Source organism: Pseudomonas sp. MONT-RG-20F-20-E-7-02, from assembly GCF_022662395.1.
Classification (GTDB): Bacteria; Pseudomonadota; Gammaproteobacteria; order Pseudomonadales; family Pseudomonadaceae; genus Aquipseudomonas.
The window spans coordinates 934,521-947,526 of record NZ_JAKNQN010000001.1 but is presented as its reverse complement, the minus strand read 5'-3'; the positions used below and the strand labels follow the sequence as shown (position 1 = coordinate 947,526).

The 13,006-nt window shown below is 63.5% G+C and carries 14 protein-coding genes; 4 read left to right on the top strand and 10 right to left on the bottom strand.

Annotation, left to right across the window (positions count from 1 at the left end; all coding sequences use genetic code 11):
* Nucleotides 1–39: 39 nt before the first annotated feature.
* The gene (locus tag L8I05_RS04325) at nt 40–579 is read right to left on the bottom strand and encodes a cytochrome b (RefSeq protein WP_177018425.1); all 540 of its coding nucleotides are present in this window, start codon (nt 577–579) and stop codon (nt 40–42) included.
* Entirely contained in the window at nt 576–1,658 is a 1,083-nt protein-coding gene (locus tag L8I05_RS04320; RefSeq protein ID WP_177018426.1) for a catalase family peroxidase, read from the bottom strand. The genes L8I05_RS04325 and L8I05_RS04320 overlap by 4 nt, the downstream gene beginning before the upstream one ends.
* Nucleotides 1,659–1,827: 169 nt before the next feature.
* On the opposite strand from L8I05_RS04320, the gene L8I05_RS04315 reads away from it, so the two are divergent.
* Both L8I05_RS04315 and L8I05_RS04310 read left to right on the top strand, forming a co-directional pair.
* The gene (locus L8I05_RS04315; protein ID WP_159957738.1) at nt 1,828–2,334 is read left to right on the top strand and encodes a sigma-70 family RNA polymerase sigma factor; all 507 of its coding nucleotides are present in this window, start codon (nt 1,828–1,830) and stop codon (nt 2,332–2,334) included.
* Entirely contained in the window at nt 2,331–3,062 is a 732-nt protein-coding gene (locus tag L8I05_RS04310) for an anti-sigma factor (RefSeq protein WP_242167314.1), read from the top strand. Before L8I05_RS04315 ends, L8I05_RS04310 begins: the two co-directional genes overlap by 4 nt.
* On the opposite strand, the gene L8I05_RS04305 is transcribed toward L8I05_RS04310, so the two are convergent.
* The 7 genes from L8I05_RS04305 to L8I05_RS04275 are packed head-to-tail and all read right to left on the bottom strand — an operon-like array spanning nt 3,059 to nt 9,402.
* Nucleotides 3,059–4,030: a spore coat U domain-containing protein gene (locus L8I05_RS04305; protein ID WP_242167478.1), complete on the bottom strand. Its 972-nt coding sequence runs from the start codon at nt 4,028–4,030 to the stop codon at nt 3,059–3,061. The two genes, L8I05_RS04310 and L8I05_RS04305, sit on opposite strands and share 4 nt — an antisense overlap.
* Nucleotides 4,031–4,065: 35 nt before the next feature.
* A complete protein-coding gene (locus tag L8I05_RS04300) occupies nt 4,066–6,459 on the bottom strand; it encodes a fimbria/pilus outer membrane usher protein (protein ID WP_242167313.1) in 2,394 nt (797 codons plus the stop codon).
* 41 nt (nt 6,460–6,500) lie between these two features.
* Complete coding sequence (locus L8I05_RS04295) at nt 6,501–7,286, bottom strand: molecular chaperone (RefSeq protein ID WP_242167312.1); 786 nt, start codon at nt 7,284–7,286, stop codon at nt 6,501–6,503.
* Nucleotides 7,287–7,313: 27 nt separating this feature from the next.
* Nucleotides 7,314–7,814 carry a spore coat U domain-containing protein gene (locus L8I05_RS04290; protein WP_232109220.1) on the bottom strand — a complete coding sequence of 167 codons (501 nt, stop codon included), beginning with the start codon at nt 7,812–7,814 and terminating at the stop codon, nt 7,314–7,316.
* 5 nt (nt 7,815–7,819) lie between these two features.
* Nucleotides 7,820–8,353 carry a spore coat U domain-containing protein gene (locus L8I05_RS04285; RefSeq protein ID WP_159957748.1) on the bottom strand — a complete coding sequence of 178 codons (534 nt, stop codon included), beginning with the start codon at nt 8,351–8,353 and terminating at the stop codon, nt 7,820–7,822.
* Between the two features lie 18 nt (nt 8,354–8,371).
* On the bottom strand, nt 8,372–8,917 hold the full coding sequence (locus tag L8I05_RS04280) for a spore coat U domain-containing protein (protein WP_242167311.1): 546 nt from the start codon (nt 8,915–8,917) through the stop codon (nt 8,372–8,374).
* Complete coding sequence (locus tag L8I05_RS04275; protein ID WP_242167477.1) at nt 8,911–9,402, bottom strand: spore coat U domain-containing protein; 492 nt, start codon at nt 9,400–9,402, stop codon at nt 8,911–8,913. Before L8I05_RS04275 ends, L8I05_RS04280 begins: the two co-directional genes overlap by 7 nt.
* Nucleotides 9,403–9,627: 225 nt before the next feature.
* Here L8I05_RS04275 and zapE point away from each other — a divergent pair, with 225 nt between their 5' ends.
* Nucleotides 9,628–10,737, top strand: a complete 1,110-nt coding sequence (gene zapE, locus L8I05_RS04270; protein WP_242167310.1) for a cell division protein ZapE — start codon at nt 9,628–9,630, stop codon at nt 10,735–10,737.
* Nucleotides 10,738–10,776: 39 nt separating this feature from the next.
* Nucleotides 10,777–12,072, top strand: coding sequence for a protein kinase (locus L8I05_RS04265; protein WP_242167309.1), 1,296 nt, complete (start codon nt 10,777–10,779; stop codon nt 12,070–12,072).
* Between the two features lie 120 nt (nt 12,073–12,192).
* Here the strand turns inward: L8I05_RS04265 and L8I05_RS04260 are convergent, their stop codons facing one another.
* Nucleotides 12,193–12,900 (bottom strand): YebC/PmpR family DNA-binding transcriptional regulator, encoded by a 708-nt coding sequence (locus tag L8I05_RS04260; protein WP_027606258.1) that lies wholly within the window; start codon nt 12,898–12,900, stop codon nt 12,193–12,195.
* Between the last annotated feature and the right edge of the window lie 106 nt (nt 12,901–13,006).

Sequence of the window (13,006 nt, the reverse complement as noted above, 5' to 3'; positions counted from 1 at the left end):
CTTGTTGTGGCGAGCGAACCTGCGCGCTCGCCACAACCCTCAGTGCTTGGTACCGGTCATGCTTTGCAGCACACCGTCGCGGCGAATCAGCCCGTGGAACAGTGCCGCCGCCAAGTGCAACAACACCGTCAGAAACAGCAGATAAGCCAGGTAACCATGGGCCTTGCGCAACAGCGCAAACAACGGCGCATTGGCCCCCACCAGCGCCGGCAACTGCACTGAACTGCTGAGCATCACCGGGTCACCGGCCGCCGAAATCATCGCCCAGCCCAGCAGCGGCAACACCAGCATCAACCCGTACAACAACACATGGGACGCCTTGGCTGCGAGCGCTTGCCACAGTGGCAAATCGGCGGGCAGCGGCGGTTGCCGGGTGGAAAAACGCACCACCAGCCGCACAATCACCAGCGCCAGAATCGCAATGCCCAGCGGCTTGTGCAGGTGAATCAACCACTCATGGCGCTCCGACACCGACGCCGCCATACCCGCGCCGATAAACAACATGGCGATGACCATCAATGCCATCAGCCAATGCAGCAGACGCGCCAGTGGCGCAAAAAACTGTGGTTGAACATTCATGGCTTCGACTCCTGAGGGGCACTGTGCAGTGGGCTGACTTCACCGGCGCGGCGCACATACGAACTGGCATAGGCGGCCGAGCGTGCAGCCAACAGCGGGTCGTTGGAGGCTTGAATACCACTGGGCAGAATCAGCGGGTCAAAGTTGATATCGCGGCAATCACCGTCCGCTTGCGGCTGGCTGCTTTGCAGCACCAGAGTGCCCGCGTTCAGCACCTTGTGTTCACCGGCCCAGGTCTTGCTCGCATCATCCAAAGGGTCGCCGGGGTTGGCCAGGGTCATGTTCAACTGCCAACGCAGTGGCCCTGAAGCCAGGCGCTGTACCAAGTCTTTTTCGAGAAAATCACTGCCCGATGGCGCGGTATCGCCCGCTGCATCCTGGCTCTGCGGCACCACGCCCCAGCGCACCGCCTGACGCTTGCCATCGGCGCTCACCAAATAGAACGCATTGATGCCGTTGTAGGTTTCAGTCGCGTAACTGGCCGAAGGCTTGGCCGTCTTGACCCACGCCAGGAACGGCGCCGTCTCCGGGTGCGCGGCAAAAAACGCCGGCATGCTCGCCGGGTTCGGCTTACCGGTGGCCGGGTCTGGCGCCCCCGCCTTGAGCATCTGGTAGAACGCCTCAGGTGTGCCCACCGGGAACACCGGCATGCTGTTCATGCCCGTACGCCATTGCTGGCCGTTGGCCTGGCTGAACTGCAGGGCAAAACTGCGGATCGGCACACTGCTGTCCGGCGCGTAAGGGTTGCCGCTGGGCAAGGCAAAACGGCCGATTACCGGGGTTTTCGCCGCGCTGAACACTTGGGCACTGGAGTAAGCGCGCGCCTCAGCGCTGCTCTCGAAATAACCGGCCACACACACGCCTTTGGCATGGTTGCGGCGGAAGCCCGGGTGCAGGCCGTTATTGGTTTCCAGAGCATTGACCAGCGTTTTTGGGCGCAGGCGTTGTGGGTCGAGCGTGCCGTTGACGTAGGCAAACGCCCCGGCTACAACGGCAACCACGGCGCCGATACCGGCGAGCCGTGCGATCAGGCTCGCCGTGCTGAGCGGCGGACGGGGCGGTGATGAGTGATCTACCATGAAGTGACTCCAGGGCCAGAAGGCCTAAGCGGTGAAACATAAGGTCGGAGCATTAAGACGAACGCCGATCTGCTCTATTCCCACGTGCTGTGTTTATTTTTCAGACTTGGGAATAACCTTTAACGCCGGACGTCTCTCTAGTCCCAGCGTAGCGACCAGCCAGATTCCCATGCATGAACTCGACGAACAGTTACGTGAAGTCATCCCCAGATTGCGGCGCTTTGCCGTGTCCCTGACCCGTAACGCCAGCAGCGCCGACGACCTGGTGCAGTCGACCCTTGAGCGAGCGATCATCAGTTGGGCCGACAAACGCATCGAAGGCGACCTGCGCGCCTGGCTGTTCTCGATCCTCTACCGGCAGTTCCTCGACGCCCATCGCCGCAGTCGCCGCTACGCGCGCATGCTCGACTTCTTCACCGGCCGTGACGACGCGCAACCGTCGGTGGAGCGCACGGTGATGGCCCAATCGGCCCTGCAGGCCTTCGATCAACTCAATACCGAACAGCGCGCCTTGCTGCTCTGGGTGTCGGTCGAAGGCTTAAGCTACAAGGAGGTTGCCGCTATCCTTGAGGTGCCAGTCGGTACCGTCATGTCGCGCCTGTCCAGGGCGCGCCAAGCCTTGCGTCAACTCAGCGATGGCGAAATTGCCAGCCCTTCCCTGCGGATACTCAAATGATCAGCCTGCCCCCCAGCGAACGCGATTTGCATGCCTACGTCGATCACCAACTGTTGGACAGCGACCGCCGCGTGCTTGAAACCTACTTGGCGGCCCACCCGGAAGTCGCCGCCCAGGTGCACGCCTGGCAACAGGATGCACAGGCGCTGCGCGCGTCACTGAGCGGCGCGCTGCAGCAACCCGCCAACCCCGAGTTGGACCCGGCACTGATTCGCCAGCGCATCAAGCATCAGTCGCGCCGCCACCTCGCCAGCGCCGCCGTGCTGCTGATCGCAATCAGCCTGGGCGGCATTGGCGGCTGGCACGCCCGTGAAGCCACGCAACCGGCGATGCTGCCGATGGCCGACGCGATGCAGGCGTTCCGCCTGTTTGCCCAGGACGGCATCATGCCCGCCGACTACAACGCCCAGAACAGCGGCAGCATGCAGGCCTGGCTGGACCGCTACTTCAACCAGGCCCATCGCCTGCCGGACTTGAGCCAATCGGGCTTCAAACCGGTGAGCGGGCGTTTGCTCACCACCGAGCAAGGCGCCGCCGCCATGGTGCTGTACGAAGACGGGCAAGGTCGGCGCATCAGTTTCTACATCCGCCCACCGGGCCCGGAAAACGGCTTCCTGCCGCGCGGCAGCCGCAGCGCCGATGGCTTGCAGGCCGAGTACTGGTCCGGCAGCGGCTACAACTACGCCGTGGTCAGCCCGGTGGGTCAGCAGACTACGTTGAAGTTCTAGAAGCCGACATCGAGCACCACGTTGTCGATATAGGTGCCAGCGGGCGGCGTGGTTTGGTCGGTGTAGACCTTGGCGTTGTAGTTGAACACCTGGCTGCCGGTGCCCAGGCCGTTGCCGGGGTTGATCTCGGCCGTGGAGCTGGCCCGCCGCGCCGCGCCCACGCTGCCCCAGCGGGTGGTGCCGGCCCCCTGGAAGATGTCGTAGGCGAGAAAATTACTCCCGGACACCATGCGCCGCCGCCCGCCCACGCTCACAGGGTTCTGCCCATCGCTGAGGCCCACGGTGTAGGCGCTGCCCTTGGTGCACGCCACACTGGCCTGCCCGCTGACGGTGGAAAACGCCCCGACCACAGGCGCACTGCCGAACGCGATGGGCGGTGTGGTGATCTGGCAGTCATTGACCACGGTCATGCTCACGTTCAGCGTGGTGGTGCCACTGTTGACCTCGCGGCCCAGGCATATCCCGCCCAACCCAATGCCGGAGCAGTAGTTCCAGTTCCAGAAAATGCTCAGGGTTTCGCTGTACACACCTGCAGCCACGTTGCTGCCAATGGTGGTGGCGAAGTACAACGGCACGACTTTCGTGCCGGGCCCGAACACCAGGCCGAGGGAGGCGGCAATCCCGCCACTGCCGCCGAAATCGAACGCCGTGCCGCGTGTCATCGGGAACGCGGTGGTGTTGTTGGCGTAGACCGTATAGTTGATCACGTCACCGGTCGGCCCGACCAAACCGCCTTGTGAAGAGCCGGTAATGGTTGCGTAGAAATGGTCGCTGGAGGTCAATACCGACAGTACGGCGGGCGTGCAGCTCAAGCCACCGTTGGTGGTCGAACTGGGCTGGGAGGTGGTGCGCACGATCATCGAACTCACCGTCGTGCCAAAGCTGGCCGGGACGGTGGCGACCACCGAGCACACGGCCTGCACCTGCGCCGACACACCCAGGCCCGCCAACAGCAGTAACCGCAACAGCCATTCCCTGACCCGCACACGCACACTCCTTTATGTCATTGGCACACCAGTGGCCCGATCAGCGGCACCTGCTCCTGTGTTGTATCGAGCTCGAACGTGGCCTGGCAGGTCTGGCCGTCGCCGACCGTGACCTGCAAGGTGTTATGGGCCGCGAGGTTTTCCAGGTAGACCAGGCCGTCCCAGCCGACCACCGCCAACGCGCCGCTTTGTTCATGGCGCACCTGGCTGCCCAGGGGCAACTCCTGATGCTGGGTATCGACCAAGGTGATGCTCGCGGCAAGCACCCGGCGCACCGGGAACTCCAGCAAATAACCACTGCCCCGGCGCACGGCAACGCGTTGCTCGACATTCGGCACCTGTACGTTGGCCGGCAGGTTCAGTGGGTCGATCTCGTATTTGGCACGGTAGTAGGCACTGCTCCACGGCACCAGCAGGTGGCCGTTGCGATCAGTTTCGCCGACCACCTGGTTCTCGTAGCGCACCGGCACGCCGCTGACGCCGTCGGTGCTCACCACCACAAACGCATCGTTGACGCGGTTGGCGGCGAACACTTGGTTGTCCATCCACACCAGCGAGCCGCTGGCATCCGCCCAGCGGGTTTCGGCGTCGCTGGTGCCGTACACGCCCGCCTGCAATTGCACCGACTGCAGGCGCCAGGTTAGATCGGCCTGACGATAAGCCGGGCCATCACCGCTGGCGTAGCCCAGGTTAAAGCCCACGCCGCCCTCGGCGGGCACCGCACGGCTGTAGTTGACGCGCTGCAGGCTTTGCCCGGTTTTGCTGCGCTCACTGCCCACGCTGAGGCTGCCGTAGACGTCGAAGGGAATAACCACCTGCGCCTGCACGGCCCAACTGCTATCGCCGACCTCATGGTTGGCCGACAGGTAAAAACTGCTGTTGCGCCACAACGATTTGCTCCAGGTCATATTCACCAGGCGCGTGCGCGAGTCGTCCGCCGCCTGCACATCAAAATAGCCCACGCCGAGGCTGCCGAAATCGTTGAGGTTCAGGCTCAAGGTGGCTTGCTGGCTGCGCTTGCTGAGGCTGGCATACGGCGTATCGACCAGGCTCAGGTCGGCGTATTCATCGCGGCGCTCCACGCGTTGGTAAGACAGGCTGTAACGCTGATTGCTGTATTGGTAGCCCAGGCTCAACTGCTGGCCGGTGCGGCCGTCGAACTGGCTTTGGCTGACGGCGGTGTTGAGCACGCCGAAATTGCCCATGCGCAGGTTGCCGCCGACACCGCCCAAGGCCAGGTCGCCGGAGGCTTCGGCGTGGCTTTCCAGGGTAAACGCATCCGACAGACCATAGCGAAAGGTGCCACTGGCCACGCCGGGGCCGTAGCCGAAATCGCGCACGGTGTAATCGCGGCGCAGGTTACCCGCCGCCACCGAGAAGTCCGACAAGCCCTTTTGCAACAGCGTACTGGTGACATAGAACGGCACCGTGGTCGACACCTGCCGGCCGAGGGCATCGGTGGTGACCACCACCGCCTCCCCCGCGCCGTTGATAAACGGTACGTTGGTAAGGGTGTACGGCCCCGGCTGCAGGTCGGCGCTGCTGGTTTTGTAACCGTTGATAAACAGGTCCACCGACGACGGCACCGCCGCTTCCCCGGCGAACTGTGGCAAGGGGTAAGTGACCAGATCGGGACGCACGCCAAAGTCGCGGGATACCTGCACTCCACCCAGGCGTACCGAGGTGCTCCACGGCAAGGCGCCACTGATCACGTCGCCCGCTTCGTAGGTCAGCAGGCGCTCATCGTCGGAAAAGCGCCAGGTGGTGTCATAGCGCCGATAGCCATTGTCAAGGCTGCTGCCCGCTGTCTCCCGGCCAATGGTGGTGCGGTACTGGCCGGTGTTGGACAGCGTACCCCAGCTGTCGAACAGCCTGACTTCGTTGAAGATGCCGAGGTAAGTGCCGGCGTCATCCGTGTCATTCAGGTAGGCGTCATAGTTGAGCAACGCGCCGAAACTGGTCAGCGCCTGGGTGCGCGGGTAGTTATTGCGGCTGCCGATAAATTGCTCCTGCAACCAGGCGGGCGGCACCGTGAGCATCAGGCGCTGGCCCTGGCTGTCGTAATCGGTGTGCAGGCCCGGCAGGTTTTCCAGCGCAACCTCGGCGCCCACCTCGCCTGGCAGCTTCATGCCGATCTCCTGCAACACCGAGGCCGGCAGAAACAATTGCCCGGCGCGCTGATTGACGGCGACCACGCGGCCGGTGTCCATCTGGTTGACCACCAGTTCCAGAAACAACTGAGCATCGGCAACAGCCTCCATACTGCTGGGAGGGGGCGGCAACGGCGCGGCCACGCCCGGCGCCGCAAACGCCAGGCCGGACAAGCCACTCACCACCCACACCGATCGCCATAGATATCGAGCTCGACCATGGCTCACCAAGGCTTTGTGTCCATCAATGGACATCTCCATCCGTTAACACCAAGGGCTGCTCCATGCCCTACCGCACTGTTTTATCGCCCTGGCGCGAGGCTCTCCAGTTGCGTCGCACCATTCACACGTACCTGCAACGGCTGATCCGCCGGCAGCCCATCCGGCACCGCCCAGCGCATGGTCGCTCCAGGCAGCACATAGCCCATCAAACCTTCCACCAGTGGCCGCGGTTGGCCGCCCTGCTTGAAGGTGGCATCGGTCAAACGCGCGTGGACGGCGCCCTGGTTACGCATCTCGACGTAGTTGCGCCCGCCGACGCTGACTTTTTTCCAGCTCAGGTCCGGCTTGCCGGCGCCCTTGGGGTCGCGATCGCGAGTGCCGTCGACCTTGCTCCACAGGCCTGGGCCATAGGCGAACAGCGGCACCGAATAACGCATCTGGAAACGCACCGCGGCGGCGGTCTTGCCATCGGCCGGGGCGGCGGGCGGCGTCGCCGAAGGGATCTCATCAATGATGATGCGATAGGCCAACTCCTGGCCCGGCGGCACCTCTTTGGTACGGGTCAGGCGCACCAACTGCTTTTGCCCCGGCTCGATTTTCGCCACCGGCGGGCTGCCTATAACGTCGCGCTGGTTCTGGTATTGCTCATCAAAGCCGCTCTGGGTCCAGGCAAACACGCGGATTTGCAGGTTGGCGGTCTCGGTGCCACGGTTCTCCAGCCACAATGCGCTGGCCTGTTGATCGGCCTCCAGCACCGGGTCAATCGGCCAAATCAGCACCGAGCTGGCCGCCTGGGCCTGCCCCGCCGCCAACCCCAACACCGCGCTAAAACCCGCTGCCCACCACCGCCGGGAAGCTGCATACATAGGTCTCACTCCTTATTGCCAATCGCCTTACCACGACAGCTGCACCTGCAACGTGTCGCTGTACGTCCCCCCAGGCGTATTACCCGGTAACTGCACTCGCCCATAAATCGGCAAGGTGATGCTGGCGGCGTTGGCGTAGGTCACGCTCACGCTTTGGCTGATGCCCAGGCTCTGGCTGAACGCCGCGTCCCGAAACAGCTGATACGCCACTTGGGCGGTGCCGCTATTGAGCTGCATCCGCCGGCCGCTGTTGTTGTGCAAACCGCCATCGACACTCATGTTCAACGCCACCCCCGGCGTACATTGCAGGGTCACGCCGCCGGTGAGTGCGACCGACGCCGTGCTGGTCGCCAGTGCCGAGTACGTGCCGAACACCAGGCTGCCGTAGTTCGTCCCGCCACCGACCACCAGGCAGCCGGGCGTGATCGTCGCGCTGACCTGGAACGATTGGCTGGTCACCGCCAGCAGCGACACCGGCATGCCCCAGCCGATGCACACCGCCAACGCCGCCCACCCTGCCCGGTTCATGGCCCTTAGAACGTCAGGGTCACGTTGACCGTGTCGGTATACGTACCGGCCGGCAGCCCGGCCTTGCCATTGGCCTTACCGTAAATATTCACGGCCTGGGCAACACCCGTACTCGGTGCCAGGTTGATCACGCCGCCGATGGCCAGCAGCTGCGAATGGCCGCTGTCGGTGTACAAGTCATACGGCACGTAGTTGGCCACGCCGTCGTAGAGTGCGCGGGCGCCGCCGGTGGATTTGCCGTCATTGGCGCCGGCGGACACGGTCAGCGTCGGCGAAGTGCCCGCCGAACACAGAATCGACAATGCCCCGCCACCGCCGCCCAGCACCTGGCCGTCGGCTTCGGTGAACAGGCTGTTGGCCGTACCGAAGTTCAAGTTACCGAAGCTCATCCCGCCGGTCGCCGCCGCACCATTGACCTGGCAACTGCTGGTCAGCACCAGCGTCGCGGTGACGGTGCCGGCCACGGTCGCCGCCTGCGCCCCCGACACCCACACCAGCGCCATCAATGGAAAAACCGCTTTCGATACAAGTGCATGCATGATGTTCATCCTCATGATTTACCAATCCAGAGTCACCGTCAGGGTGTCTGTGTAGATGCCGGCCGGTAGGGCCCTGGTATTCGCCACCACCGAGCCGAATACCGGGATCGGTACTTGTGTGCCCTTGGTCACGACGAAATTGCGTTGTTGGCCGATGCTGTAGTCGCTGTGGCCCAGCGGGTCAGCCGATAGCCGATAGGGAATGGTCTGGCGCCCGTTGCTCAGGCGCCGTGTGGTGCCGTCGCCGTTGGCGCCGCCGTCGATGGTCACGGTGAAACTGCTGACCACCGAGGGGTTGCACGACACCGACAGCGGCGCCTTGCTGCCGTCGGTCACGCCTGCGCCCAAGGGGTTGCTCCAGGTCGGCCCCTGGCTGCCGAAGTCGAGCATCGCGGTGCCGCCCGTGGGGCTGACCGGGGCGCTTTCTACGCCTTTACTGACTTCGCAACTGGCGGTGATCACCAAACGCGCGTGGATCTGCCCGGTGACCGCTGCCGCCTGGGCGTCATCCGCCAGCAGCAACAGGCCGCCCATGGCCACAAGGGCCCAGCCCCGGCTTACCATGTGACCGTGACCTTGAGCAGGTCGGTGTAGCGGCCGACGGCGGGGATGTCTTTGAGCGGTTCGATGCGGCCATACAGCGGCAGGTCGACCGAGCCGGAGTCCGGCACGCGCCCGCTCAACGGTTCATTGACGGACAACGGAATTCGCCGCGCTGCATCGGCGTAAATACGATAGGGAATAGGTTTGCTCGAAGGGGTTGCGGCACTCAGGTAGCGTATTTCGCCTACGCCGCCGTGCAGGCCGCCGTCGACGCGCATTTGATAGGGCGTGTCGGGGTTGCATTCCAGGCGTGGCTGGCGCTGGCTGATCAGCGCCGCACTCAAGGGGCCGGCCGGGTCATCCAGACGCGGGCCGCTGCCGAAATCCAAAACGCCAAGCTGCTCGATGCCAGCACTGCGGGTGGTGCCCACCAACTGGCAGCCCCGCTGCACGTCGATGCGCACCTCCACTTGGAGCTGCGCAGCGTAAACCGTGCTGCAGAGCATCGTGCCCATGACTGCCAATACCACTCGTCCCTTCACTGCACCCAATCCTTTGTACAGGGGTAATTGCTATGTAGGAGGTTAGTCACTCAGGGGGAAACTGCCAGTCTGGACAGGATTACACCTGCGACATGCTGTTTCGAGATAGCTGGCAGCGCCCTTCTCTATTGGTCAAATGGCGACAGGCGCCCTAAAGTGAGCGACCACCGCACTACAGAGTGACTTGCATTGGCTGTGCTTTCCCTGATCCGGCGCCTGCTCGGTAAAACCACCGCACCTTCGGGCCCCTCGCCTATCCCGGCGTTCTTTAAGCAAAAAGCCGAGCAGCAGGGCTACACCCTCAGCACCGGCCAAACCCAGGCGATTGCCGCCCTGGCCCGCGAGACCGAGCACCTGCTCACTGGCACGCCGACGCGCAGCCTGTACCTGCATGGCCCGGTGGGGCGCGGCAAAAGCTGGCTGCTCGACGGGTTTTTCCAGGCGTTGCCGATTGCCGAGAAGCAGCGCGTGCATTTCCACGCGTTTTTTGCGCGCCTGCATCACGGCATGTTCCAGCACCGCGAGCACGACGATGCCTTGGGCGTCACCCTGGACGAGCTGCTGGCGGGTTGCCGGGTACTGTGTTTCGACGAGTTCCATGTGCACGATATCGGCGATGCCATGCTCATCAGCCGGCTGTTCAAGGCCTTGTTCCAGCGTGGCGTGTGGGTGCTGGTGACCTCCAACTATGCTCCCGAGGGGTTGCTGCCCAACCCGCTGTACCACGAACGGTTCAAGCCGGTGATCGACCTGATCGCCGCGCGCATGGACGTGCTGGAAGTCAGCTCGCCCCAGGACTTTCGCAGCCTGCCCCAGGCGCATACCGAGCAACGCTTCAGCGCCGGTCAGTATGTATGGCCCGGCACAGCCGCCCAGCGTGAAGCGCTGGGGCTGCCCGCCGTGGATGGCCCGGCGCAGACCCTGCAAGTGGGCAACCGCCAGTTGCGGTGTCGCAGCCATCAGGCGCCGACCATCGTCTTCACCTTCAACGACCTTTGCGAACAGCTCACGGCCGTGATGGATTACCTGCTGCTGTGTCAGGACTTCGACCACTGGATCATCGACGGGCTGCCGCAATTGGCCGAATGCCCAATCGCCGTGCAACAGCGTTTTATCAACCTGGTGGATGTGCTTTACGACCAGGACAAACGCCTGACGCTGATCGGTCAACAGCCGCTGGCGCACTGCCTGGAAGGCCAAGCCATCGACCTTGCCCGCACGGCCAGCCGCCTGCATCAATTACAAACCGCCGAATTGCAAAGCCTGTGCCCGCAACCCGCGCATCACCCGGTATCATGAGCGCCTTTTACGCCCTCTTGCCGAGTGACCGCGCCGTTCATGAATACCCTCGCCCAACTCAAGGCCGGCCAATTGGCCGGCACCACGCGCCTGGACCTGTCCTGCGGGCTGACCGAATTCCCGCGGGAAATCTTCGAACTGGCCGACTCGCTGGAAATCCTCAACCTCACGGGCAACGCCCTGAGCAGCCTGCCCGACGACCTGCATCGCCTGTCGCACCTGCGCGTGCTGTTTTGCTCGGACAACGCCTTCACCGCGTTGCCGGAATGCCTGGGCCAGTGCGCCAAGCTAAGCATGATCGGCTTCAAGGCCAACCAGATCAGCCACGTGCCCGCCGCCGCCCTGCCGCCGCAGTTGCGCTGGCTGATCCTCACCGATAACCGCATCAGCCAATTGCCCAGCGAATTGGGCGAGCGGCCGCTGCTGCAAAAACTGATGCTGGCCGGCAACCAACTGACGGAGCTGCCGCACAGCCTGATCAACTGCCACAACCTGGAGCTGATCCGCATCGCCTCCAACCGCCTGACCCAATTGCCCGAGTGGCTGCTGACGCTGCCGAGCCTGACCTGGCTGGCCTATGCCGGCAACCCGGTGGAGATGGCGGTGGACGTAGCCACCGATGACGCAACACCGAACATTGCCTGGGCGGAACTGGAGCTGGGCGATGTGCTCGGCGAAGGCGCTTCGGGGATCATCCGCAAGGCGCTATGGAAGCCGCAGGCCTTGCCCGTGGCGGTCAAACTGTACAAAGGCGCGATCACCAGCGACGGTTCACCGTTGCATGAAATGCAGGCCTGCATCGCCGCTGGCCTGCACCCCAACCTGATCAAGGTGGAAGGCCGCGTGGTGGGCCATCCCGAAGATCAGGCCGCGCTGGTGATGGACCTGATCGACCCGAGCTACCGCAACCTCGCCGCCTTGCCGAGCCTGGCGTCGTGCACGCGGGACATCTACGCACCGAGCACGCGCTTCAGCCCTGAAGTGGCCTTGCGCATGGCGCGGGGCATTGCCTCGGTGGCGGCGCACTTGCACCGGCACGGCATCACCCATGGCGACCTCTACGGCCACAATATTCTGTGGAACGCCGATGGCGACTGCTTGCTCGGCGACTTTGGCGCGGCCTCGTTCCATGCCACGGCGGATACCGTGGAAACCCGGGCATTGCAGCGCATTGAAGTGCGGGCGTTTGGGGTGTTGCTGGGGGAGTTGCTGGAGCGCGTCGACACGCCGTTCAACGACGAGGCGTTGGTCGCGCTGCAGAACAGCTGCTGCCAGCCTGATGTGTTGGCGCGGCCGAGCTTTGAAGAGATTGAAGCGCTGCTGAACCTGGGGTGAAACCCAATCCAACTGTGGGAGCTGGCTTGCCTGCGGTGAGGCCGTGTCATTCACCTTTTCAGTGACTGATACAGCGCTATCGCAGGCAAGCCAGCTCCCTCATGAGTGAACCGCGTTTAATCAGCCAGCCAGGCCAACGAACATATCCTGCACGTCGTCGTGGTTGTCCAGGCCTTCCAGGAAGGCTTCGACTTCAGCCATCTGCTCATCGGTCAAACCGCTCACCGGGTTCTTCGAGATGTAGCCGAGCTTGGCCGACAGCACGGTAAAGCCCTGCTCCGGCAGCGCTTTCTGTACGGCATCCAGGTCGGTGGTTTCGGTGATGAACAGGGTGGTGCCCTCTTCTTCGCCGTCTTCAAAATCCTGGGCGCCGGCTTCGATCGCGGCCATTTCCGCGTCGGCATCCGGGGTGTCCGGCGAGGCTTCGATCAGGCCGACATGGTTGAAGTCCCAGGCCACGGAGCCGGAAGCGCCCAGTTGCCCCTTGCGGAATGCCACACGGATTTCCGCCACGGTACGGTTGATGTTGTCGGTCACGCACTCAACGATCAGCGGCACCTGGTGCGGGGCAAACCCTTCGTAGGTCACGCGGTGGTACTGCACGGTTTCACCCAGCAGGCCGGCGCCTTTTTTGATCGCGCGCTCCAGGGTTTCCTTGGGCATCGAGGCCTTTTTGGCCTGTTCTACCACCAGACGCAGGTGGGCGTTGGTCGCGGTGTCGGCGCCGTTGCGGGCGGCGATGGTGATTTCTTTCACCAGCTTGCCGAAGATTTTGCCCTTGGCATTCGATGCCGCTTCTTTATGTTTAACTTTCCACTGTGCGCCCATGACTCACTCTCTTCTGTCCATCGCGCCGAGACGTCTACTGGCCGGCGCTTTGGGGGCAGAGTTTATAGGGCAAAAACGCGCTAATCCACCAAAAAACCGGCTATGC

What these genes read in the sequence shown, in the direction of transcription:
- L8I05_RS04325 (WP_177018425.1), bottom strand. Translation starts at nt 579, where the DNA reads ATGAATGTTCAACCACAGTTTTTTGCGCCACTGGCGCGTCTGCTGCAT.
- L8I05_RS04320 (WP_177018426.1), bottom strand. Translation starts at nt 1,658, where the DNA reads ATGGTAGATCACTCATCACCGCCCCGTCCGCCGCTCAGCACGGCGAGC.
- L8I05_RS04315 (WP_159957738.1), top strand. Translation starts at nt 1,828, where the DNA reads ATGCATGAACTCGACGAACAGTTACGTGAAGTCATCCCCAGATTGCGG.
- L8I05_RS04310 (WP_242167314.1), top strand. Translation starts at nt 2,331, where the DNA reads ATGATCAGCCTGCCCCCCAGCGAACGCGATTTGCATGCCTACGTCGAT.
- L8I05_RS04300 (WP_242167313.1), bottom strand. Translation starts at nt 6,459, where the DNA reads ATGGAGATGTCCATTGATGGACACAAAGCCTTGGTGAGCCATGGTCGA.
- L8I05_RS04295 (WP_242167312.1), bottom strand. Translation starts at nt 7,286, where the DNA reads ATGTATGCAGCTTCCCGGCGGTGGTGGGCAGCGGGTTTTAGCGCGGTG.
- L8I05_RS04290 (WP_232109220.1), bottom strand. Translation starts at nt 7,814, where the DNA reads ATGAACCGGGCAGGGTGGGCGGCGTTGGCGGTGTGCATCGGCTGGGGC.
- L8I05_RS04285 (WP_159957748.1), bottom strand. Translation starts at nt 8,353, where the DNA reads ATGCATGCACTTGTATCGAAAGCGGTTTTTCCATTGATGGCGCTGGTG.
- L8I05_RS04280 (WP_242167311.1), bottom strand. Translation starts at nt 8,917, where the DNA reads ATGGTAAGCCGGGGCTGGGCCCTTGTGGCCATGGGCGGCCTGTTGCTG.
- L8I05_RS04275 (WP_242167477.1), bottom strand. Translation starts at nt 9,402, where the DNA reads ATGCTCTGCAGCACGGTTTACGCTGCGCAGCTCCAAGTGGAGGTGCGC.
- L8I05_RS04265 (WP_242167309.1), top strand. Translation starts at nt 10,777, where the DNA reads ATGAATACCCTCGCCCAACTCAAGGCCGGCCAATTGGCCGGCACCACG.
- L8I05_RS04260 (WP_027606258.1), bottom strand. Translation starts at nt 12,900, where the DNA reads ATGGGCGCACAGTGGAAAGTTAAACATAAAGAAGCGGCATCGAATGCC.